Genomic DNA, 21835 nt, shown 5'->3' on the forward strand with positions numbered 1-21835 from the left:
ACGCCCAGCCATGCGGCGCCAGAGCAACAAGCGCGGTCCCGGGGGTGACATCCCTCGAAAGTCCGCAGTGGCGCGATGCTATGTTCGCCCTGCGGCATGTGCATTGGTCGGGTTTCCGCCCTCTGCGAAGGCGACTGCGGGATCGGCGTGCCCGGCCCACAGCCGCCCTTCACTGGATGACGTCGTTGCCGCGGTCGCAGCCTGCATTGCGAAAATTCGCTGCTGCTGCAGAAAGCAGCATGTAGCGAGGATGAACTCACATAGAGATTTCTCTGTAGGGCATCCCTAGCACGAAGCTTTTTGCTAGGCGAACAATCGCGCGGTTGTAGGCTAGTACGGGGGATTCTATTACTGAAGGACAGCTTCACGTTCAGTACGGCAAGCACTTTTGAGAGAAGATCATGACTGACACCATCATTGCGCGGCGACTGAATGGCGTTGACGCCGATGGCAAATTATTTGAGCTGTCCCACACTGACCTTTTAGGTCGGACGAACCCCATTGTCGTCTTGGGCGATGCTGGAATGGGAAAAGACGACCCTTTTGGAAGAAATCGGACAAGAGGCTGGTTACAAATTTGTTCATGCAAGACGACTAATCCGATCGAATGATCCTTTAAAACTCCTAGGTGACGCGAATACCTTCGTCATAGACGCGCTGGATGAAATAGCAGTGCAAGCAGAAGGAGATGCAGTAGACGCCGTCCTTGCTTCTCTTGAAGTAGCAGGGTTCCCAAACTTCATTCTGTCTTGCCGCGTGGCTGATTGGAGAAGCGCCACAAGCGCGCAAGCTTTGGGGGACGCCTATGGCAATGATCCACTCGAGCTATTTCTGGAACCAATCTCTCGGTGTGACGCCCGCAGTCTTTTGTCGAAAGGCATCGGAGATGAGCGCGCCGAGACTGTTCTCATTCATTTTGAAGAAAGGGGGCTTGAAGGGCTGTTTGGTAATCCCCAAACACTTAAGTTGATCAGAGCCGTTGCTAGCAGTGAGGAACTGCCTGTTTCAAAAGCGGCACTGTTCACCCTCGCCGCGGCGAAGATGTGGGCCGAGCACAGTCAAAAAAAGCCGAATTCATCGCTGTCAAGGCTGAATGAAATCGAAGCTCTTGATGCAGCAGGAGCTACATTTTCCTCTCTCATTTTAACCGGCAAGAGGGCTGTATCCAGATCTTCTGCCCTGGTGATGGACCAAGATGACCTTGCCGTGGCGGATGTCGGTTTGCTGGCGTCTAGGGAAGCTATTGATGCGGTCCTGGGCAGTCGCTTGCTGACAAGTAAGGTAACCGTCACCGAACGTCGTCTGTGCAACCGAGAGCACATCTTAGGCAGACAAGGAACCGTTTGTCCGGCGACAGGCGCGGGATCGCGGGTGGTCACCGGTGCTGCAGGCAGCGATGCATGCGGAACACAGTACTCCACCCGGTAAACGGAAATAAATTGGTTTACCGATTGCCACGGTAAACCGAAATATATAAGTTTACCGTGACAACAACCCGGAGGCTGGCATGGCGAACCTGAGCTCTGTGGCGCGGTCTGCCTATGGCGATCTTTTGCGCCTTCTGAAAGACGACATGGTCGCGAATGTCCGCGGCTCGCTTGTCAGCAAGGAACGCGGCGGCAAGGTCTACTGGTACGCGGCGGAGAAAATCGGCAGCGATGTGAAATTCTGGTATATCGGACCGGACAGCACGGAAACGCGCAATCGCGTGGACCGCATGAACGACCTGCGCGCGCAGGCGGCGGAACGCAAGCGCGAACGCGCCAGGCTCGCGCGTCTGCTGCGCGCCGAAGGCATGACCCCGGTCGACCGCGGCACAGGCGGGCTGCTGCTGGCCATGGCCAAGGTCGGAACGTTCAGGCTAGGCGGCACCCTGATCGGCACAAATGCCTTTCGCCTGATGGAAGGCGAACTTGGCGCCACCCTCCCCCTTGGCAGCGTGGCCAATACCGGCGATGTCGACATCGCGCAGTTCGAACGCCTTTCGGTTGCCTTGCAAGACGCTGTCGCGCCATCGCTTGCCGAAACCTTCTCAGCGCTCAAATTCGATCCCGTTCAGGGCCTTGACCGCGACAGTGTCTGGCGCTGGCGGCAAAGCGGGCAGACAGGCATGATGATCGAATTCCTGACGCCATCCTTTGACGCAGAAGAAGGCATTCGCGATCTTCCTGCCCTGGGCGTCAAGGCCCGGGCCCTGCATCACCTGAACTACCTGATCTCGGACCCGCTCCACGCGGTTGCGCTTTATCGTGATGGTCTGCTTGTGCAGATCCCGCGCCCCGAAAAATTCGCCATACACAAGCTGATCGTTGCGGATCGCCGCCGCGACGGGCCGACATCTTTCAAGGCAGAGAAAGACCGCCAGCAGGCCGCGTTCATTATCGGGACCATGTCCGAGGATCGCCCGTCCGACATCTGGCACGCCTATGAAGACGCAATGGAACGCGGCCCCAAGTGGCGCGAAAGAATCGAACGGACGCTGAAGCGGATGCCGGGCACGCACAAGACCCTCATGGCGTGCGAGGCGGGGTAGCGCGCCCATCCGCGATATGTGTGGTTCGGCATTGCTGAAGTCAGCGCCACTGCGCAGGCAGGACAAAATTAACATGGCAGCGTCCCGCGATTGCCGGTCAACAGGACGACCACCGGACTTCCGGGCGCGCAAAGGTCAATACGCGCAGCATTCAGTCTGGATTTGATCGATGGGCCGATCCTGCATAGCAGAACCCATGAAATGTCGTACCGACACCCCCCTTCGCGACCGTTGGGCTTGACAGCATCAGGCAAGTAGGCTGCAATATGTCATAATAGGTATATGTATTCTATTATTCAGAACACTATGGGAGGGGACCATGACCAAGCGAACAGACGCCATCCCGATGAACCGCGTGATTGCTCCAGCATCCATTGCACTTATCGGTGCTTCCGAGGATTACGCCAAATTTGGCGGGCGCATTCTGCATCATCTTGTTGACCACGGGTTCGGCGGGCGTATCTATCCGATCAACCCAAAACGAGAGTCGGTGCTGGGCCTGCCCTGCTACAAGTCTGTCGCGGACCTGCCAGACCCCGCTGACATAGCGCTGCTGGCTGTTCCGGCCGCAACCCTTGAGGAAAATGTCGACGCCTGCGGCAGGGCTGGCATCGGGGCCTGCATCATCATCACCGCGCAACTCGGCGAGTTCAGCGCAGAGGGCGCAGCGCTTGAAACGCGGATCGTCGCGATTGCACAGCGCTACAACATGCGGCTGATGGGGCCGAACTGCATGGGGATGATCATCCCCCAGGCGGGCCTCGCGCTGTCCTCCACCCCGACGCTACGATATGCCAAGACACTGCGGAAAGGCGGCGTGGCTTTCGTCAGCCAGAGCGGTGCGATGATGGGCACGCTTTTTCTGCAGGCGCATGACCATGGCGTGGGTCTTTCTGGCATGGTGAGCATCGGGAATCAGGCCGATCTTGAACTTTGCGATTTCCTCGACGGGTTTATCGCCGATCCAAAAACGCAGGTCATCTGTCTTTATATTGAAGGTCTGAAATCGCCGGAGCGGTTTCGCGCTCTTTGCCTTCAGGCGCGCGCCGCCGGAAAGCCGGTTCTTGTGGTCAAGGCCGGCAGGACAGAGGCCGGAACACATCTGGCCAAGTCACACACTGCCAGCCTTGCGGGATCATACTCTGCTTTCGAAACGCTTTGCCGGGAAGTTGGCGTCGTCCTGATGGATGACCCGGATGCGATGATCCTCTGCGCTGGAATCCTTGCAGCAAACCCCCGGCCCGCAACCGCTGCCGCAGGGATCATCTGTGCATCGGGTGGCGGTGCTGCGATTATGGCGGACCAGCTTGCCCTGCGCGATTTGCAGGCGGGGCGCTTTGCCACCGCCACGCTGCAGCGGCTAGAACAGGATTACCCCGCTTCGCACCAGAACAACCCACTTGACCTTGGCGGGCATAAAGGCGGGCTGGAGTTCGGCATCTTCGCGCGGGCCATTGACGCGGTGCATGCGGACCCCGGAACCGGAATCACGGTCTATGTCATGACGCCGCAGCCGATGATGCCGCAAACGCTGGAGCATATAATCAGCGTCTGGCAGCGTCAGGAAAAGCCGGTCATTCTTGTCTTGAACCTGTCGCATTTTGGCGCTGACCTAAGGGAACGCGCATTTGAGGCAGGTATCCCCTTCGTCACCCGCACTGACGATCTGTATCGCGTGCTGCAGGCCTACCGGGATGAACTGACATCTGAATCCACCCTGCGCCATCAGGAACCCGAACGGCCCACCGGTCTGGGCACGCCAGATGTGACTGCCGACGGGTTTCTGACCGAACCCCAGGCAAAGGCCGTTCTCGCGGGCTATGATGTGTCGGTGCCCGCAGCGCAATTGACAGGAACAATCGACGAGGCTGTTCTTGCCGCGCAAACCTGCGGGTATCCGGTGGTCCTGAAAGGCGTTCTGGCGGATGTGGTACACAAAAGCGACGCGGGCCTTGTAAAGGTGGGGCTTGAAACGGAACAGGATCTGCGCGCGGCCTTTTCCACGATTGCGCAGGCGATGGAAAAGGCCTCTCCGGGCGCAGATATACGGATCGACGTACAGCAGATGATCACCCCGGGAATCGAGCTGATCGTCGGGCTGAAAAACGAACCGGGCTATGGTCCGCAGCTTATCCTGGGCGCGGGTGGCATTCATGTTGAATTGCTGCGCGATGTCGTCCAGCGCCGCGCGCCGGTAACACCACAGGATGTGCGTAAGATGCTGGAAAGCCTGCGCCTCTGGCCACTGCTGTCAGGTGCACGAGGCCAGACGCCCCTGGCCATCGATGCGGCCTGCGCGGCAATCGCGCGGATGTCCTGGCTTGGCCCGGATCTTGGCGACCGGTTGCGGGATTTTGAGATTAACCCCTTCCGGATTACTGAAACCGGCGCCTATGCGCTGGACGGTCGTGGAACACTGGAAAGTCCGGCACCCTGATTGGTGCCGGGCCAGGCACGTTCAATCAATGCGGCATGCTCCTTCAGGAATGCCACGAAGTCCCCGATCAGTTCATCGCTCAGATCTTCCATCGGGCCAGAGATGCTCAGCGCCGCGACAACATCACCATGGCGCGACCGGATCGGCACCGCAACGCCGCGCGCGGCCTCGTTGATTTCGTGAAACGCGGTCGCATAGCCGCGTTTGCGTATCGCCGCAATCTCCTGTGCAAGGCGGTCTGGGTCGGTGATCGTTCTGGCGGTGAACCTGACAAGGTTCTGCGACATGGCGGCAACCACCTCGTCTGGGGCATAGGCCAGCAGCACCTTGCCCCCGGACACAGTATGAAGTGGCGCGCGCGCACCAAGATAGGCGAACGTCCGCACGAAGGCGCGGCTTTCGATACGGTCGATGACAACGCTGGTCAGATCCTCGCGGACACTAAGCATGACATTTTCTGTAACGTGTTCAGACAGACGCTGAAGGATCGGGTGGGCCGCCGACACCAGGGAATTCGACGCAACCTTGCGCGCGCTGACTTCAAAAAGCTTGAGCGTAAGGTCATAGTAAGACCCGTCGCCGTTTTGCTGGACATAGCCCAGATCGCGGAGCGTCTGAAGCATCCGGAATGCATTCGACCGCGTCAGCCCGGACGCATCCGAAATATCGCGCAGCCGCATCGGGCGGTCCGATTGCGACAGGATTTCCAAAAGGCGCAAGGCCTTGTCCACAGACTTGATCATTTAAGCACTCTATCAGACTGGATGTTTTCGGAAAGGTCGTGTTTGTCGTGATGAAAGGCTGACGCGGCGGCGGCCTTCACCGCAGTGATCTGGTCCTGCAGACGTTCCTCTGAAAACCGCATGGCCGGACCGGTAATGCCGATGACACCGATGACCGTATTCCACTTTGAACGGATCGGCGCTCCAAGTTCAAAAATGCGCCGTGACTCATGCCGCCGTGTCAGGGCAAAGCCAGCGTCAATGGCCTGCGTGACCTGTTGGGCCGCCCCGTCGGACAGGTCCGATGCCGCAAGCAGTTCTTCCCGGTCCTCGTCTGGCAGTGCAGACACAAGCGCAATACCAAGCGCGCTGTCGTCCCAGCGTATGGTCAGATTGTCTGGGATGACCGATGCGACAGCAACCTGCGGCAAAGCATTTGCAAGGAAAACGACGCTGGTTCTGTCCAGCAGGGCAAAATGCGCACTTTCGCCGGTCCGCTGAACCAGGTCTTCCAGAAACGGCATGACCGCCATGCGAAACGGAAACCGTGCCGTGACGTGGCTGCCCATCTGCCCCAGCTTGAGCGACGGGAAATACCGCCGCGAATCGTGGTCAAACTCCAGATAGCCCGCGGCGCGCAGTGTCGCAATCGTGCGATGTACGTTGCTTTTCGGCAGGCCGAGTTTGCGCGCCAGCTCCGATATGCCCACCGGTTCAATTTCGGCAACAATCGCTTCCAGAATAGCCAGCCCCTTCAACAATGTAGTGTCCATTCCATCTCCTTCTGGTGCGTCGCGTTAATGCTGGAGTATTCGTATTTGTTCCCTATAATAGAACAAAACAATTTATTGAGAAACAACTTTCTCCATGTTAGTGTATTTTTGAGGAGAGGCTGCCCCAGAGGCAGCCAGATGGCAAAAGGGAGGATACGCCATGATTTCCAGGAAACTCGTTCTTGCGGTTGCCGGTCTGTCATTGATGGCAGGCAGCGCATTCGCACAGGACTGGCCGTCAAAGCCTGTCACGATGATCGTGCCCTACAATCCTGGCGGAACCACCGACATCCTCGCCCGCCTTGCCGCGGACGCCATCGCAGCAGCCATCGGTCAGCCTGTCGTAATAGAGAACAAGCCCGGCGCTGGCGGCGTAGTCGGCGCCACACTGGCCGCAGGCGCGCCCAATGATGGCTACACCATCTTTTTTGGCAACAATGCCACCAATGTTGTGCAACCGGTCATCAACCCGGCCGTATCCTACAGCGCGACCGACAGCTTCGACGGTATCGCAACCACAGCGGATTCATTGGTTTTCATCGGTGTGAACGCCGATACCCGCGCCGCTGATCTGGCCAGCTTCGTGGAGTATCTCAAGGAGAATAACGTAAAATACGGCTCGGCCGGCATCGGGTCCATGGGCCAGTTCTCGACCGAATATTTCCTTCAGCAGACAGGCACCACCGCCACACACATTCCCTATGCCGGCAGCAACGATGCTGTAACAGCGATCCTCTCGGGTGAGATTGGCTTCATGGCCGACCCTGCGGTGACGCGGCAGATCGACAATGACATGATGAATGTTATCGCAGCCCTGTCGGATGACCGCCACCCGGCCTATCCGGACGTGCCCACTGCAAAGGAACAGGGTTTTGATGTGTCCATCGTCGGCTGGTTCGGCGTATTTGCACCCGCAGGGACCGACCCCGCCATAATCGCACAGATGAGCGCGCCGCTTGAAGACCTGCTCGCAAGCGAAAGCTATCAGCAGCAGGTTCTGACAATGGGCCTTTTGCCAATGTATCGCGACCCGGCAGCGACCGATGCCGTGGTCGAAAGCGATCTGGAGATTTTTGTCAACATCCGCGACGCCGCCGGTATTTCGATCAACTGACGGTTCCTCCCGCACCTGACCGCCCTTGTTCAAGGGCGGTCTTTTTCACCTGAAAACAGGGGCTGCGCGATGAATTTTGAAAATATCCGCTATGAAGAAGCCGATGGAATTGCGGAAATCACCATCTGTCGCCCGGAAAAACGCAATGCGCTAACCGCCCGGATGTTTACGGATTTGCGCCAGTGCTGGGATAAATTCGCGCATGGCGATGCGCGTGTCGCCATCCTGAAGTCCTGTGACGACAAGGTATTCAGCGCCGGTGCGGACCTGAAAGACCCGCCAGAACTGTTCTGGCATGCAGTGCCGGAATTCGGCTTTCGCTGCGACAAGCCGATCATCGCTGCAATCAGCGGCAAGGCCATCGGCGCCGGGCTGGTACTGGCGATGATGTGCGATTTCATCGTCCTGACCGAGGATGCAGAGCTTATCTATCCGGAAGCTAAGATAGGCGTTGCCAAAGGCGCCGTTTCGGCACTAGCCAAGCGCGGCGCATTGCGTGTGGTTCAGGAAATGATCCTGCTTGGCGACCCTATAGCTGCGCGGCGTGCCTATGACTGCGGGATGGTGAACCGCCTTGTCCCCGCGGGGACGCATGTGGCCGAAGCGCAGCGCATGGCGCGACGGCTGGCAGACAACGCGCCATTGGTCATCGCAATGCTGAAGCGCATGAGCCTTGACGCGGTGGGCGACACCCCGATCCAGACACTGTTTGATGTCACACGCAAAGTCGACACGGTCATGAACAGCGAGGACGCGGCCAATGCGCTCGACGCCTTCCGGAACAAACGGCCACCGGTCTTTCGGGGCCGCTGACCAGACAGGAGCCGCCATGCAGAACAGATTGATCGCAGCGCTGACCTCGCGCAGCGGCCTTGGTGCGATGCTGCTGTTCGCCGCCGCCGCAGTTACCTTTTCCGAAGTGTCCCGCCTGCGCCTTGGCACACCCGCCTCTATGGGGCCGGGCTACTTTCCTGCCCTGCTCGGCGGGTTGTTCGTGCTTTTCGGGGTAATGTTGCTGGCCGAAGGCTGGCGCAACCCCGGGCAGCGCGTCAATTTCGGCAGGTTGCGCCCGGTCATCTATCTGCTGGGGGCGATCATCCTTTTCGGCATGCTCTATCCGGTGCTGGGCGGTGGCATTGCAATCGCTGTGCTCGTGACCGTTTCTGCCATGGCTGAACCCGGCCGGTCCTGGCAAGAGATAGCCTTGCTGGTGGTGACTGTCATTGTCATGATCTGGGTAATCTTCGTGCTTGCGCTCGGGCTTCAACTGACCATGCTTCCGCCCTGGATACGTACATGATCGACAATCTTCTGCTTGGCTTTCAGGTCGCCCTGTCATGGGACACGCTGATGTTCTGCTTCATCGGCGTGTCCATCGGGATGTTCATAGGTGTGCTTCCCGGCGTCGGCCCGCTGGCGGCAATCTCATTATTACTGCCGCTGACCTATTACATCGCAGCGACTGATGCGCTGATCATGCTGGCCGGCATCTATTATGGCGCGCAATATGGCGGGTCGGTCGCGTCCATTCTTCTGCGCCTTCCGGGAACTGCATCATCCGCCGTGGTCTGCATGGACGGCTATGAGATGACAAAGAACGGGCGCGCCGGTGCCGCGCTGTTCCTGTCTGCTGTCGCGTCATTTGTCGGGGGCAGTATCGGCATTCTGCTGATGGCGGGGTTTGCACCAGCCCTTGCGGCTTTCGCACTGCGCTTCGGCAGCCAGGAATATTTCCTACTCATGGCACTCGGCCTTATCGCGGCATCAACCTTGTCCGAGGGTTCGGCGACACGTGGCCTTGCCATGGTCGTGCTGGGCGTGCTGCTGGGCATCGTTGGTCTAGACACGACATCGGGTACCATGCGCTTTGTTTATGGCCAGTTCGAACTGATGGACGGTATCAGCCTCGTAGCCTCGGCGATGGGTCTGTTCGGGTTGTCCGAAATCCTGTCCAATATCGGGCGATCTGAACGCACGCGCCCCATGCACAAGGTAACACTGCGTTCAATGATCCCGACACGCACCGAAATGCGCGACAGCTGGCCGGCAATATGGCGTGGCTCAGCTATCGGATCGTTCTTCGGGGCATTGCCGGGCACCGGGTCAACCATTGCCTCGTTCTTTTCCTACGCGACAGAGAAAAAAGTCGCGCGCAACCGCGCCCGCATCGGCCAGGGCATTGTCGAAGGTGTGGCCGGACCAGAGGCCGCAAATAACGCTGCGGCGCAGACGGCCTTTATCCCAACGCTTACCCTGGGCGTTCCGGGCGATGCGGTCATGGCGTTGCTGCTGGGCGCAATGATTGTGCATGGCGTGAACCCCGGTCCGCAGATGCTGACCAACACGCCCGAAATGTTCTGGGGTCTGGTCGCCAGCTTCTGGTTGGGGAACCTGATCCTTCTTGTGTTCAACATCCCGATGATCGGGCTTTGGGTATCGATGCTGCGCATTTCCTACAGGTTGCTGTATCCTGCGATTCTGGTCCTTGTCGTGATCGGCACCTACTCGATCCGCTATTCCGTTTTCGACATCTACCAGTTGCTGGCTTTCGGTTTTCTGGGCTACATCCTCCGGCTGCTTGACTTTCCGGCGGCGCCGCTGGTGCTCGGCCTGGTTCTGGGACCACTGATGGAAGAAAATTTCCGACGTTCCTTAATGCTGTCGGACGGTGATTTCACAACCTTCCTCACCCGCCCGATCAGTGCAGTGCTGTTTGCATGCATCGTGCTGGTCCTGCTTGCGCAGGTCGTCGCGCCGCTGCTGCGGCTGTGGCGCGGAAAGACACATGATGTAAGAAATGACACGCACCAGTGACCCGGATTCCAGTGTCGGCATTACGATTTCAGCAATTCCGAACAGGTATCTGAACCCTGATTACACGCGCGACGGTCAACAAGGGGTCAAGCCGCAGCCGCCCACCCTTATCTGTTTCCGTCGATCCATTTCGACATCAGCCCCTTGTCGCGGAAGCATTCCTCCGGCACGGCGCGGCGCTTGATGCGCGCAAGGCGTTCGGCAAAGGCGACCTGTCTGGACGAAGGCAGGCAGTCAAGCGCGGATGCGGGCTTCAGTTTAGACTGTGCTTCGATCCAGGTGCTCAGCGCCCTCCGGTCCTGCTGAACCGCCCAGGGCAGCAGGGTCTTGTTGCGCAGTGCAAGCGCGCGCGCATAAGCGATCTGCCGGGGCGTTGCGGGCAGGGCGAATGTGGTGTCTTCCATCGGGGTTCTCCCTTTCTGGCGTCTTTTGTAGAATAGAACATAAAGGGAACAAAATCAAGTCACCTGTCGCGGTGCCGCTATCTGATCAATCACAAGGCCGCTGGTTCCGGATAAAAAGCGCAGCGCGGCGGTCATGGCGACTCGGTCACCGCGCGGCATGCCGGAACCCCGCGATTGGCACCCGCGTACCCTGTGCGTATGTCCGGCGTGCCGCGAAAAAAACAAATTATGCCGCACACAGACGCGCGCTGCGCAGCTTATTTCCGCATCACTGAGTCATCTCTAAGAACCATCTGCTCTCATGCCCCATCCGTCCTGCCATCCAGCCGCCCGCAGCACCCTTCCCCGCAGACCGGGACAAAGATTATCTGACCTGTCGTTACAAAGGCCTCCCCGATGATCAGCAATTCTGACCTTCTCTACCTGCTCATGTCCCGCAAGCCATGGCATTCATTACCGCAGCCTTTTTATAATGATTCTGAAGTCTTTGATGCCGACCTGCGCAACATCTGGCAACGCGACTGGATTTTTGCGGCACCTTCCGCTGAATTGCCGAAAACCGGCAGCTATATCACGCTGGAAATCGGCACGGCTTCGGTGATTTTGGTGCGCGGGGCTGACCGGGTGATCCGGGCGTTCCATAATTCCTGCCGTCACCGGGGCAGCCGGATTTGTAGCGCCCATAAGGGCACTGCCCCCAAGCTTGTCTGCCCCTACCACCAATGGACTTATGATCTGGATGGCAAACTTCTGTGGGCGCGCGAAATGGGCGATGATTTCGACCCCTCGGCGCATGGGCTTGGCCTTGTCCATTGCCGCGAAGTGTCGGGGATGGTGTTCATCTGTCTGGCCGAACACGCACCCGATACACGCACGCTGGAGGCCCATGCCGCCCGCTACCTTGGCCCGCATGATCTGGCCAATCTGAAAATCGCGCATCAGTCCAGCATCATCGAACAGGCCAACTGGAAACTGGTGCTGGAAAACAACCGCGAATGCTATCATTGCTCTGGCTCGCACCCGTCACTTTGCGTGACCTTCCCTGACGACCCCAATCTTGTGGGGGCCGATGACAGCACCACCAGCAATATGGGCCGCGCCCATGTGGACCGCTGCGAAGCTGCGGGCCTGCCGTCGAAATACGTCATCGACCCGCTTGAGCGCTGGCGCTTCGTGCGTATTCCGTTCCTGGGCAAGGGTGTCAGCTACACACTGGACGGCAAAGCGGCTGTTGCAAAGCGCGTCGGGCATGTGCCGTTTGATGACGCGGGATCATGCCTGTTTTTCCACTACCCCAATAGCTGGAATCACTTCCTGTCAGACCATGTTCTGACCTTCCGGGTGTTGCCCGTCGGCCCGCAGCAGACACAGGTCACAACCACATGGCTGGTGCATAAGGATGCCGAAGAAGGGCGTGATTACGACCTGAAGCGCCTGACAGAGGTGTGGATCAATACCAATGACGAAGACCGCCGGATTGTCGAAGAAAATCAGCGCGGTATCAACTCACCCGCCTATCTGCCCGGCCCCTACAGCCGCGCGCAGGAAGGCGGCGTTAACCAGTTCGTGGACTGGTATTGCCGCACCCTGCACACAGCCCTGATGGGGCCACACCAGATCGCAGCGGAGTAATACCATGATCCCGATGCCCAGCAAGGACAGTCCGGCCTGGCGTGATGATGAAGAACTGGAATGCGTGGCCGTGCTGCCCGAAGCGCCCGGCGTCCGGACATTCGTGTTCCGCGCGCCATCGGCGGCCATGTTTGTCTATCGTGCCGGTCAGTTCCTGACGCTGGATCTGCCTGTTCCCGGCGGGAATGTGCAGCGTACCTATACCATTTCGTCGTCGCCGGTGACATCGGCCTATATCAGCATAACCACCAAGCTGCAGCCGGATTCCGTCGGGACGCGGTGGATGCATGATCATTTGCAGGCCGGCATGCGGCTGCGCGCCTATGGGCCTGCGGGCTTGTTCCACCTTCCACCGCAGCCCGACGGGAAATACCTGTTCATTTCCGCCGGGTCCGGCGTGACACCGATGATGTCCATGGCGACCACATTGTTTGAACGTGGCGAAGACCCGGATATCTGTTTCATCCAATGCGCCCGCCGCCCCAGTGACCTGATCTTCAGGCGCAGGCTGGAATACATGGCTTCGCGCGTGGCGGGGCTGGGGTTGCATTTCGTGGTCAGCCGGTCGGAACCCTATGATGTCTGGACCGGCTATCGCGGGCAGTTCAACCAGCTGATGCTGGGCCTGATGTGCAATGACTATCTGGAACGCGATGTCTATTGCTGCGGGCCAGAAAGCTTCATGACTGCGGTGCGCGAAATCCTGATATCGCTGGGCTATGACATGGCGCGCTATCATCAGGAATCCTTCCACGCACCCGCTGAAAGCGTGTCCGATATCAAGGAATTTGATGACCCTGTACCGGATGACAGCGCACAGGCGGAGATTGTCTTCGCCCGGTCCGGCCTGACTGTCACCTGCACAGAGGGCGACACAATCATGCAGGTCGCCCGCGCCCATGGTCTGGCTGTCGCGTCGGGCTGCAATTTCGGCCTTTGCGGAACCTGCAGGACGCGCAAGGTGTCGGGCGAAGTGCATATGGTACATAACGGCGGGATCACGGAAGAAGACATCGAAAGCGGATACATCCTTGCGTGTTGTTCCAAACCGGTGGGCCGGGTGGAGGTGGACGCCTGACATGACCCTTGCGGATATGCGCGTGTTCCTGTCCCGGCCCTGATATCGCTTTGCGCGATTTCGACCTGCGCGCCGCAGAACGGCCCGCAGTCTTGCCTGCTTGGCTGGAACTGTTCCGCGCCGGTTTACTGCTTCGTCAGCGGTCGTTGCGCGACCATGGCAAATTTACGGGATGCCATAAGCCGCAAACGCCGGGGCCAAGGGGCATGCCCCATGCCCCGCCAATAGATATCCCGCAAGGAATATGTCCGGATGCCGGTAAATCCAGCCGCCGCAAGATCATCTGCCAACAGCATTGCATCAACCCCTTTGCCATATTTCACATGGTCCATGATATCGCCGTAATCCGCACGCGCATTGGGCCGGTCTTTTCCCGGCTCCAGCCAGTCGGCCAGAGCACGCAACATGTTTCGCGGAAAACCGTTGCTGCGCCAGTCGCCGTCAACCAGAAGAATGCGTCCGCCGGGTTTCAGGACACGATACCATGTCCGGAACGCGCCATCCGGGTCGGGCAAGGTCCAGACAAGGTGCCGCGTCATGATCGCGTCAAAATGTGCATCCGGTTGCGAGGCAAGAATTTCGGCATCATCAAGGACGCCCTGCCACCTCCTGCCCGCGTGTTTTTCGCGCGCGCGGTGCATCATCTCTTCCGAAAAATCAACGCCGGTCACGTCAGCACCCAGATCCAGAAGCTGGCGGCTGATCTCGCCTGTGCCGCTGGCCAGATCAAGCACCTGCTTGCCCTTCACCGGCCCCAGCGTTCGGGTAATCAACGCCTGCCACAGGGGCGCTTCCCTGACGGGTTCGATGGCATGACCCGGATCATTGTCGAATGTCGCGGCGCGGAACGACCAGTAGTCGCGAATTCTGTCCTTCACGGAATGATTGGTCAGGGGGGGCATTTCAGTCATAGTTCTGCCTCCACCAGCAAGCGGCCTGCTGCGGTTTCTGCCTTGTTCAACCGGACACCGTAAACGCCTTCGCTATGCGCTGATAAGATGACATCCTCTGGTGTTCCGGTGGCGCAGATCCGGCCATCATACATCAGGATGCAGCTATCCGCATGCCGGATTGCAAGATTAAGGTCATGCAATGCCGCGATCAGGATGACATTGCGGTCACGCGCGACGCGGCGCGCCACGTTCAGCAGTTCCAGTTGGCGCCGCAGATCCAGCGCGCTGGTTGGTTCGTCCAGCAGCAGAACCGGCGCCGGGCGGGCCAGACCCATCGCCAGCGCAACAAGTTGTTGCTGACCACCGCTCAGGTCGGTGACCGGACGCTCCGCCAGATGCGCGATGCCGACCTCCACCAGTGCTTCAGCGGCTGCGGTCCGGTCCTGCGCGGCGGCGCGCACATGCAGATCACCTGCCAGTCGCGCCACAAGTACCGCATCCAGCACCGTCAATGCCGCTGAATGTCCGAAAAGTTGCGGGACATAGCGGACATGGCGTGCCCAGTCGCGGCGGCGCATACCGTCAAGTCGCGTGTCCGCCAGCCAGACCTCGCCCGCGGCCAGCGGACCAAGCCCTGCCAGCGCGCGCAGCAAGGTTGATTTTCCCGCAGCGTTCGGGCCGATCAGTGCCGTTACGCTGCCGGGTTGCAATGCCGGCAGCGTAACATTGTGCAAAACGGTGGTGCCGCCATAGCGGACCGTCATGCCATGTGCGTGAAGATGTGTCATCACATAACCTTCCTGCGTCCAAGAACCAGCGCCAGAAAGAACGGCACGCCGATCAGCGCTGTGATAATGCCGATGGGGTAAATGACCCCCGGCGTGATCGTTCGTGACAGGATCGATGCGGCCACCAGAAGGCAGGCACTGGCGATCATCGACAGCGGCAGGAAATACCGCTGATCCTCGCCCACCAGCAGCCGCGCTATATGCGGGCCGACCAGACCGACGAAACCGATAACGCCTACAAATGCCACCGATGTCGCAGCAAGAAGCGCGATGACGATAAAGGCCCAAAGCCGCAACCGGCTGACATCAACCCCAAGGCTTGCCGCGCGGTCATCACCCATACGCAGCGCAGTCAACGCGTGGCGCATGCGCCAGAAGAAGAACACGCCGACACCCAGCACGCCCGATGCAATATACACCTTGTCCATCGACGCACGTGTAAGCGACCCCATCATCCAGAAAACGATCATTGTCAGCTGGGATTCTGATGACGAATATTGCAGCAGGCCCAGAACGGCATTGGCCGAAAACATCAGCGCGATCCCGAACAGGATCATGGTTTCGGGTGTGACGCCGCGGATCCGGGTCAGGCTGAATACAAGCAGCGATGCGCCACAGGCAAAGACAAAAGCGTTCAGTGTCACCAGGGCCGTTCCGGCGACGGGCACCACGCTCAGGCCCAGTGTGATTGCAACCGCTGCGCCCACGCTGGCCGAAGACGATACGCCCAGGGTAAACGGATCGGCCAGCGGGTTGCCAAGGATGGTCTGCATCTGCGCCCCGGCCAGCCCCAGCATTGCACCGACAGCCAGCGCCATCAGCGCGACCGGCAGGCGGATATTCCAGACAATCACCCGCGTACCGCCCGATATGGTGTCGGGCATGAACAACGCCCGCAACAGATCAGGGGGGCTGATGGCGGCAGGGCCGGAACCGAAATCCATGATGACCAGCACGGCCAGCAAAATCAGGGCCGACAAGGTGATGACGGCCTTGCGCCTGTGTCGCGCCTGATGTGCCCATAGCAGGGCAGCAACGCCCTGACGCAATGGGGCGGGGGCGCGCGAAGCGCCCCCGTCGATGTGCGGAACGTCAGTGCTGTGCATCGTGCAGGCTCGTCCAGAAGACGCCGGTATAGGGAATGGGCAGGAATTCATCATGGAAGGTCCGCATGGTTGCTTCCGGGTCGATCTGCGCGAAGGCAGGATCATCAGGGTGCAGCCATGTTGCAAAAAGTTGCAGCGCCACCAGATGCAGCGGGCCGGTGTAGAACTGGTGCCAGACCGAATGAAAATCACCGGAGGCCACGGCCTGCAATTCCGTCCAGCCGGGCCGCGTGGCAAGTGCGGCAAGCTCTGCCTGTGCCTCGTCAGCGGCAAGTTCATAGCCAAAGCGCACTGCGGTACTTTCGGGCCGGGCTTCGGACCAGTCCGCGCCGGTCCCGATAATGACTGCAGGGTTTTCTGCGATGATGGTTTCCAGCGAAATTTCCCCGCCAGTCCCCGGAAAACGGCTGCTTCCCCAGTTTTGGCCACCTGCGGCATCCACCAGCCGCCCCAGATTGCCTGCCCCGTAGGTGTTGCAACAGGTGGTGCCGATCCCTTGCGCGCGTTCCATGATGACCAGCGGGCGGTCCTTTGGTGCAATCCGCGTGGCGGGCATTGTGACCGCGCGGGTTTCATACAGGTAGAAATCATTGAAGCGCTGCGCGACATCTTCGCGGTCAAAGATCCGGCCCAGAAGCGCCATGGACGGTGCGGTGTTTTCCAGCAGGTCTTCGCGCAGGTCGACAAAGATTGTTGGAATCCCGGCCGCTTCAAGCGTGGCCAGAAGGTTGCCGTCGACAGCTCTGTAATACCCGCCAAGCGGCAGCACGATCAGGTCAGCTTCCAGGGCGATTGCCTGTTCAGCGCTGAAATCCGCAGCGTAGGCATTGGCAAAGCGGGGAACGTCTGCAAGCTGCGGGAAGGCTGCAAGAAATGCCCTGTAGGTTCCCGGGTCATTGACGATCATGTCCTCTGCCCAACCGGCCAGACGCGCCACGGGATCATCCCGATCAAGGATAGAGGTGGCATAAAGCAACCGCCCTTCGCCAAGGATGACACGCTGCGGGTTATGTGGCACCTCAACCATGCGCCCGGCAAGGTCGGTCACGACAAGCGTCCCTTCAGCCCATGCAGACAAGGGACCAAAGGCACCAAGAACGGTAAACGCGCCGACAACACCGGCCAGCAACTGACGTCGAAACATGAGAATCGATTCCTTTATTGTTGTGTGATGGAAGTGATGCTCGCGACCAGCTGGCTGACGATACCAGATATCCCGACAGGGAATCTGGCAGCCTGCGCATAGTTTACTATTACTGTCGGAATTGGAAGGCTAAATTTCCCGCCATGCGGATTGCAAGGGGCGGCACCGCGCAAACAGGGGCGCGGAAAGCTTATTCGCACGCCAGTCGGCTTGCCGCGTTTACCGCGGCGCAACCGCCCCTTTTGGGGATGGTATCATAGTTGAAACGGGATTCCGGGCCTTCATGGCATTTCAGATCATTCCTGAACCCGGTCAGTCCGGGCGCGGATTTTCACCGGATATCCGGACCGGGCGGCAGTGAATGCCTGCTGCCGCGCGGCTGTGGCCGGGGCGGATGCCTGTCCGCCGTCAATACACTGCCTTTTCCTGCAGCCATTGGGAAATGACCAGCGCCAATTCATCCGGCTGTTCAAATGGCAACAAATGCCCTGCGCCGACAATCGTGATACATGTCGCATCCGGAATTCTTGCGGCAACCGCGCGCAGCACGGTTTCAGTACACAGATGGTCTTCATCCCCCGCGATCAGAAGCACCGGAAAAGGGAAATCCCCGATATAGGCCATTGCATCGGGCCGGTGCAGAAGTGCGGTATTCTGGCGGGCATGCACCTGTGGCGGGCAATCTTCAACCATTTGCCTGACCTTCGCCACAAGGGCATCGTTTTTCGCATTCGCGCCCGAAAGGACCGTTGGCGCCCAGTCCCGGCCATAGGCTTCCATCCCGGCATTGGCCTTCGAAATCCGCGCTTCGCGCTTCGCCGCTTCGTTCTCACCTGGTCCATCGGCGTCTATGCCTGCAAGGACCATCGCCCTGATCCGCTCTGGGGCCTGTCGGCCCATCTCCATGGCGACGCGCCCGCCCATGGAATGGGCGATGATGATCAGGTTGCCGCCCGTCTGCGACAGGGCACGGGCGGCCATCCCCTGCAATGTGTCATCGGTTGTGGTATCGGCCACATGCACATTCCCGATCCGGGGCGCCAACGCTGCCGCAACCGGGGCCCATGTTCTTTCATCGGACATAATGCCCGGGATTGTGACCAGCGTTGTCATATTGGTTTCTCATGTGTTGGCGGTGGGAACGAACCATCGGTTATAACCAGCCTAGCAGATGCAGATGATTGCCTGAATTGAGTAAATGTTAGGGGCGATCAAACAGATGGGCCATTGCTGCGGCTAGGCGACAGACAGGCAAGTTTCAGCGTCGCCCGCATGTTGCGCAGGGCGGATCACCTGCGAACAGATGTGACGGGTCCGGCGGCAGTGGCAAGCCTGACGTGCTGCCACCGCGCCCATGTTCCTGAACTTATGCCTTGGTATCGGCCTTGTGCAAGAACGCCTCGACAGAGGCGCGATGCTCTTTTGTCGAATAACAGATGGCTTGCGCCTGACGGCCAAGGGCGAAAATGTCTTCGTCAGAACTTTCGAAGGTCTTGTCCAGTATTGCCTTGGTCAAGGCGACAGCAGCCGGCGATCCCTGTGTCAGTTCCTCTGCCCATGCGCAGGCCTCGTCCAACAGGGATTCGGACGTTGTGACCCGGTCAACAAGCCCGATGGCCAGCGCCTCGTCCGTCAGGACCACGCGCCCTGACAGGATAAGTTCCTTTGCACGCACAAGACCCACCCGACGGGGCAGGAAATACATGCCGCCCCCGTCTGACACCAGCCCGCGTTTCAGGAAACTCATCGACATTCTGGCCCCGTCCACGGCAATGATGAAGTCACATGCCATGGCCATATCAAGGCCAAGACCAAACGCGGCCCCATTCATCGCAGCGATAACAGGCTTGGTGCATCCATGGATCACTGCAACGCCGCGATGTGTCTTTTTCTGACGCATCCAGCCATTGAAGGACACTTCATCCTGTGGCGCGCTCAGGCGTTCGCGCATCCCACCGATATCACCGCCTGAACAAAAACCTTTGCCCGCACCGGTCAGAATGATGGCCCGGATGGCCGGGGTCTGGTCGGCCCATTCGAATATCGAAACAAGTTCCTGACGCATCTGGTCATTGATGGCGTTGCGCAGATCAGGCCGGTTCAAGCGGATAATCGCGATCGTGCCCCGGATCTCGGTTTCGACGAATTCAGCTTGCGGGGCAGCGGGAGGGTTGTTGTCTTTCATGATCTTCGTGATCCTTATAGCTGGCGCGGGTCAGGCCGCGGGATGTTTGGGAAACTGAAGGGGAATGCTGCCAGGCAGGCGGTCCGAGGACATGATCGTTTCGCGCAGATGCCGCGCGCTGTCCTTGTCCAGAACTTCGGTTGCAAGCTCCTGGTATTTCTCGAACAACTCCGCATCGCTCAGCGGGTCGTCAGGGTCGCCTTTGCGGGTGGGCTGGAAATGCGTGAGAACCTCGCCTGTGGTCAGGGTAATCACCAGTCGCGCCTGACGCCGGGCCGGATAGGCGGCGGCAATCCCGGCATCCTGGGCAACGCTGACCTTGGGCATGAAGGCGCGCATATCAGCACGGGCCATCGCGTCCGGGGCAAAGGCCGCAAGGCGCACAGCACCCATATACAGCAGGGCCGCCACGCAATACTGAACACTGAAACGCGCATCTGCTGTGGTTTCAACCCTTACGCGGTCACAGATCAGGGCGGTGGGACCGTAGCCCTGTACCTCTATGCGCGCAACATCGTCCGGGCCGAAGGGGCGCTTTGCCAGCGCGGCGCGCAGCCCGTCCAGGGTTGGGAAAATATGCCCACAACAGCCATGGTTCTTGAAGGTCATCCGTGAAATCGGCGTCCACTCGCCCAGCCCCTGCAAGGCCGCATCCCAGTTCCCGGTACTGTCGCTGGTGGCGGCCGCATATCCATGCGCTGCATGCAGACTGTCGGGCGAACCGGTGATCCCTTCCGCCGCTGCCAGACCGGCAAGCACCCCAGCTTCGGCGGCATGGCCGCAATGCAAGGGCTTGGTCTGGCCCTGCCCTTGCAGGTTTTCCTGATGCCCGCCCGCAAAACTGCTGGCAATCGCAATCGCATTGCCAATACCCTCCGCACCGCAACCCTTGAGCATGGCCGTGGCGACAGCCGCACCGATAGTGCCCACAGTCGCGGTGATATGCCAGTTGCGGTAATGGCTTGGCTGAAGGGCCAGCGCAATCCGGCACCCCACTTCATAGCCGCCGATCACCGCACGGTGAAACGCCTCCGGACTTGCCCCTTCATCCTGCGCAACGGCAAGGGCCGCCGCAATGGTGGGGCTGCCGGGGTGGTAACCGCCATCACGGAAGATATCGTCAAACTCGACCGTATGGCTTGCCACGCCGTTCAGAAGGGCCGCGTGACGGGCACTTCCGGCCGTCCCTGTCACGTAAGCGATCGCGCGCCCATCGCCGCGCGCCCGATCAAGCGCGCGGGCCAATGGCACTGATGGCCCCTCGGCGCAGCCAGGCAGCATTGCGGCGAACCAGTCCAGCACCGCACGGCGGGTGTCATGCAATACGTCAGGCGACAGCTCGCGCGTGCGCCAATCGTTTGCGGCCCGGGCAAGCACAACAAGCGGGTTTTCGTTCATCCGGTTTATCCCCGCTTCAGCAACAGACCGCCATCAACGGGCAACAACACGCCCGTGATGTATTTTGCTTCGTCCGATGCCAGAAAGACTGCGGCATTCGCGACATCCCATGCGTCGCCCATATACCCCATAGGCACCAGCGCATCGCGTTCTGCCTGAATGTCCTCACGCGGGCGGCCTGATTCCTGCGCGCGGCGCTCGATTGCCATGGGCGTGTTGATCAAGCCCGGCAGAATGACATTCGCGCGCACCCCATGGCGTGCATTTTCAGCAGCCACATGTTGGGTGAAAGTGTTGATTGCCCCTTTTGAGGTCTTGTAGGCCACCGTTGGGCGCATCGCCTTTGAGGCTGTCGAGGAAATGGTGATGATTGACCCGCTGCCTTGCGCGCGCATCGTGGGCAGCGCCGCCTTGCAAAGCATGAACATGCTTTTGAGGTTGAGAGTCATCAACCTGTCCCAGGTTTCGGTGTCCAGATCAGGTGTGGCGCGATCACCCTTGGACATGCCGACATTGCTGTGCAGCACATCAATGCGTCCGAACTGGTCCAGCGTTTGCTGCATGATGCCCTGACAAGCGGCCTCATCAGTGACATCTGCGGCGATAACAATGGCGTCGTCGCTGTCCAGCATCGCGCGGGTTTCATGCGCCCACCCGGCATTCACATCGACCAGAACGCAGGTTGCACCCTCTTGTGCAAAGCGGATGGCGGTTGCGCGTCCATTGCCCGGGGTTGCGCCGGGCTGCTGCCCTGCCCCTGTAATGATTGCGACTTTTCCGGTCAGCCGTCCACTCATGATGCGTTGTCCCTCTA

The 21835-nt window shown here is 59.5% G+C and carries 20 protein-coding genes; 9 read left to right on the plus strand and 11 right to left on the minus strand.

What is annotated here, in order from left to right:
* Positions 1 to 501 precede the first annotated feature (501 nt).
* The 3 genes from PUT78_RS18585 to PUT78_RS18595 all read left to right on the plus strand — a co-directional run bounded on the left by PUT78_RS18585 (position 502) and on the right by PUT78_RS18595 (position 4970).
* Positions 502 to 1428, plus strand: a complete 927-nt coding sequence (locus PUT78_RS18585; RefSeq protein ID WP_274353771.1) for a hypothetical protein — start codon at positions 502 to 504, stop codon at positions 1426 to 1428.
* A 79-nt stretch (positions 1429 to 1507) separates the two neighbouring features.
* Complete coding sequence (locus PUT78_RS18590; RefSeq protein WP_274353772.1) at positions 1508 to 2533, plus strand: nucleotidyltransferase family protein; 1026 nt, start codon at positions 1508 to 1510, stop codon at positions 2531 to 2533.
* 319 nt (positions 2534 to 2852) lie between these two features.
* Complete coding sequence (locus PUT78_RS18595) at positions 2853 to 4970, plus strand: acetate--CoA ligase family protein (RefSeq protein WP_274353773.1); 2118 nt, start codon at positions 2853 to 2855, stop codon at positions 4968 to 4970.
* On the opposite strand, the gene PUT78_RS18600 is transcribed toward PUT78_RS18595, so the two are convergent.
* Entirely contained in the window at positions 4925 to 5713 is a 789-nt protein-coding gene (locus PUT78_RS18600) for an IclR family transcriptional regulator (protein ID WP_274353774.1), read from the minus strand. The two genes, PUT78_RS18595 and PUT78_RS18600, sit on opposite strands and share 46 nt — an antisense overlap.
* A complete protein-coding gene (locus PUT78_RS18605; protein ID WP_274353775.1) occupies positions 5710 to 6465 on the minus strand; it encodes an IclR family transcriptional regulator in 756 nt (251 codons plus the stop codon). Before PUT78_RS18605 ends, PUT78_RS18600 begins: the two co-directional genes overlap by 4 nt.
* Before the next feature lie 160 nt (positions 6466 to 6625).
* On the opposite strand from PUT78_RS18605, the gene PUT78_RS18610 reads away from it, so the two are divergent.
* The 4 genes from PUT78_RS18610 (at position 6626) to PUT78_RS18625 (ending at position 10393) form a co-directional block, all read left to right on the plus strand.
* Positions 6626 to 7579 carry a Bug family tripartite tricarboxylate transporter substrate binding protein gene (locus PUT78_RS18610; protein ID WP_274353776.1) on the plus strand — a complete coding sequence of 318 codons (954 nt, stop codon included), beginning with the start codon at positions 6626 to 6628 and terminating at the stop codon, positions 7577 to 7579.
* Between the two features lie 69 nt (positions 7580 to 7648).
* Positions 7649 to 8392: an enoyl-CoA hydratase/isomerase family protein gene (locus tag PUT78_RS18615; protein WP_274353777.1), complete on the plus strand. Its 744-nt coding sequence runs from the start codon at positions 7649 to 7651 to the stop codon at positions 8390 to 8392.
* 16 nt (positions 8393 to 8408) lie between these two features.
* Entirely contained in the window at positions 8409 to 8879 is a 471-nt protein-coding gene (locus PUT78_RS18620) for a tripartite tricarboxylate transporter TctB family protein (RefSeq protein ID WP_274353778.1), read from the plus strand.
* On the plus strand, positions 8876 to 10393 hold the full coding sequence (locus PUT78_RS18625) for a tripartite tricarboxylate transporter permease (protein ID WP_274353779.1): 1518 nt from the start codon (positions 8876 to 8878) through the stop codon (positions 10391 to 10393). The genes PUT78_RS18620 and PUT78_RS18625 overlap by 4 nt, the downstream gene beginning before the upstream one ends.
* Positions 10394 to 10500: 107 nt before the next feature.
* On the opposite strand, the gene PUT78_RS18630 is transcribed toward PUT78_RS18625, so the two are convergent.
* On the minus strand, positions 10501 to 10797 hold the full coding sequence (locus PUT78_RS18630; RefSeq protein ID WP_274353780.1) for a hypothetical protein: 297 nt from the start codon (positions 10795 to 10797) through the stop codon (positions 10501 to 10503).
* A 396-nt stretch (positions 10798 to 11193) separates the two neighbouring features.
* Between PUT78_RS18630 and PUT78_RS18635 the strand changes: the two genes are divergently transcribed.
* Positions 11194 to 12429, plus strand: coding sequence for an aromatic ring-hydroxylating oxygenase subunit alpha (locus PUT78_RS18635; protein WP_274353781.1), 1236 nt, complete (start codon positions 11194 to 11196; stop codon positions 12427 to 12429).
* Positions 12430 to 12433: 4 nt separating this feature from the next.
* Positions 12434 to 13507: an FAD-binding oxidoreductase gene (locus PUT78_RS18640; RefSeq protein WP_274353782.1), complete on the plus strand. Its 1074-nt coding sequence runs from the start codon at positions 12434 to 12436 to the stop codon at positions 13505 to 13507.
* 125 nt (positions 13508 to 13632) lie between these two features.
* Here the strand turns inward: PUT78_RS18640 and PUT78_RS18645 are convergent, their stop codons facing one another.
* The 8 genes from PUT78_RS18645 to PUT78_RS18680 form a co-directional block, all read right to left on the minus strand.
* Positions 13633 to 14418 carry a class I SAM-dependent methyltransferase gene (locus PUT78_RS18645; RefSeq protein ID WP_274353783.1) on the minus strand — a complete coding sequence of 262 codons (786 nt, stop codon included), beginning with the start codon at positions 14416 to 14418 and terminating at the stop codon, positions 13633 to 13635.
* Positions 14415 to 15188, minus strand: coding sequence for an ABC transporter ATP-binding protein (locus PUT78_RS18650; RefSeq protein WP_274353784.1), 774 nt, complete (start codon positions 15186 to 15188; stop codon positions 14415 to 14417). The genes PUT78_RS18645 and PUT78_RS18650 overlap by 4 nt, the downstream gene beginning before the upstream one ends.
* Positions 15188 to 16294, minus strand: coding sequence for a FecCD family ABC transporter permease (locus tag PUT78_RS18655; protein WP_274353785.1), 1107 nt, complete (start codon positions 16292 to 16294; stop codon positions 15188 to 15190). The genes PUT78_RS18650 and PUT78_RS18655 overlap by 1 nt, the downstream gene beginning before the upstream one ends.
* Complete coding sequence (locus PUT78_RS18660) at positions 16281 to 17438, minus strand: ABC transporter substrate-binding protein (RefSeq protein WP_274353786.1); 1158 nt, start codon at positions 17436 to 17438, stop codon at positions 16281 to 16283. Before PUT78_RS18660 ends, PUT78_RS18655 begins: the two co-directional genes overlap by 14 nt.
* Positions 17439 to 17846: 408 nt before the next feature.
* On the minus strand, positions 17847 to 18551 hold the full coding sequence (locus PUT78_RS18665) for an alpha/beta fold hydrolase (RefSeq protein WP_274353787.1): 705 nt from the start codon (positions 18549 to 18551) through the stop codon (positions 17847 to 17849).
* 253 nt (positions 18552 to 18804) lie between these two features.
* On the minus strand, positions 18805 to 19623 hold the full coding sequence (locus PUT78_RS18670) for an enoyl-CoA hydratase/isomerase family protein (RefSeq protein WP_274353788.1): 819 nt from the start codon (positions 19621 to 19623) through the stop codon (positions 18805 to 18807).
* A gap of 30 nt (positions 19624 to 19653) precedes the next feature.
* Positions 19654 to 21021, minus strand: coding sequence for an MmgE/PrpD family protein (locus PUT78_RS18675; protein WP_274353789.1), 1368 nt, complete (start codon positions 21019 to 21021; stop codon positions 19654 to 19656).
* A 5-nt stretch (positions 21022 to 21026) separates the two neighbouring features.
* Positions 21027 to 21818: an SDR family NAD(P)-dependent oxidoreductase gene (locus tag PUT78_RS18680; RefSeq protein WP_274353790.1), complete on the minus strand. Its 792-nt coding sequence runs from the start codon at positions 21816 to 21818 to the stop codon at positions 21027 to 21029.
* Positions 21819 to 21835 lie beyond the last annotated feature (17 nt).

The organism is Roseinatronobacter alkalisoli, from assembly GCF_028745735.1.
Taxonomy (GTDB): Bacteria; Pseudomonadota; Alphaproteobacteria; order Rhodobacterales; family Rhodobacteraceae; genus Roseinatronobacter; species Roseinatronobacter alkalisoli.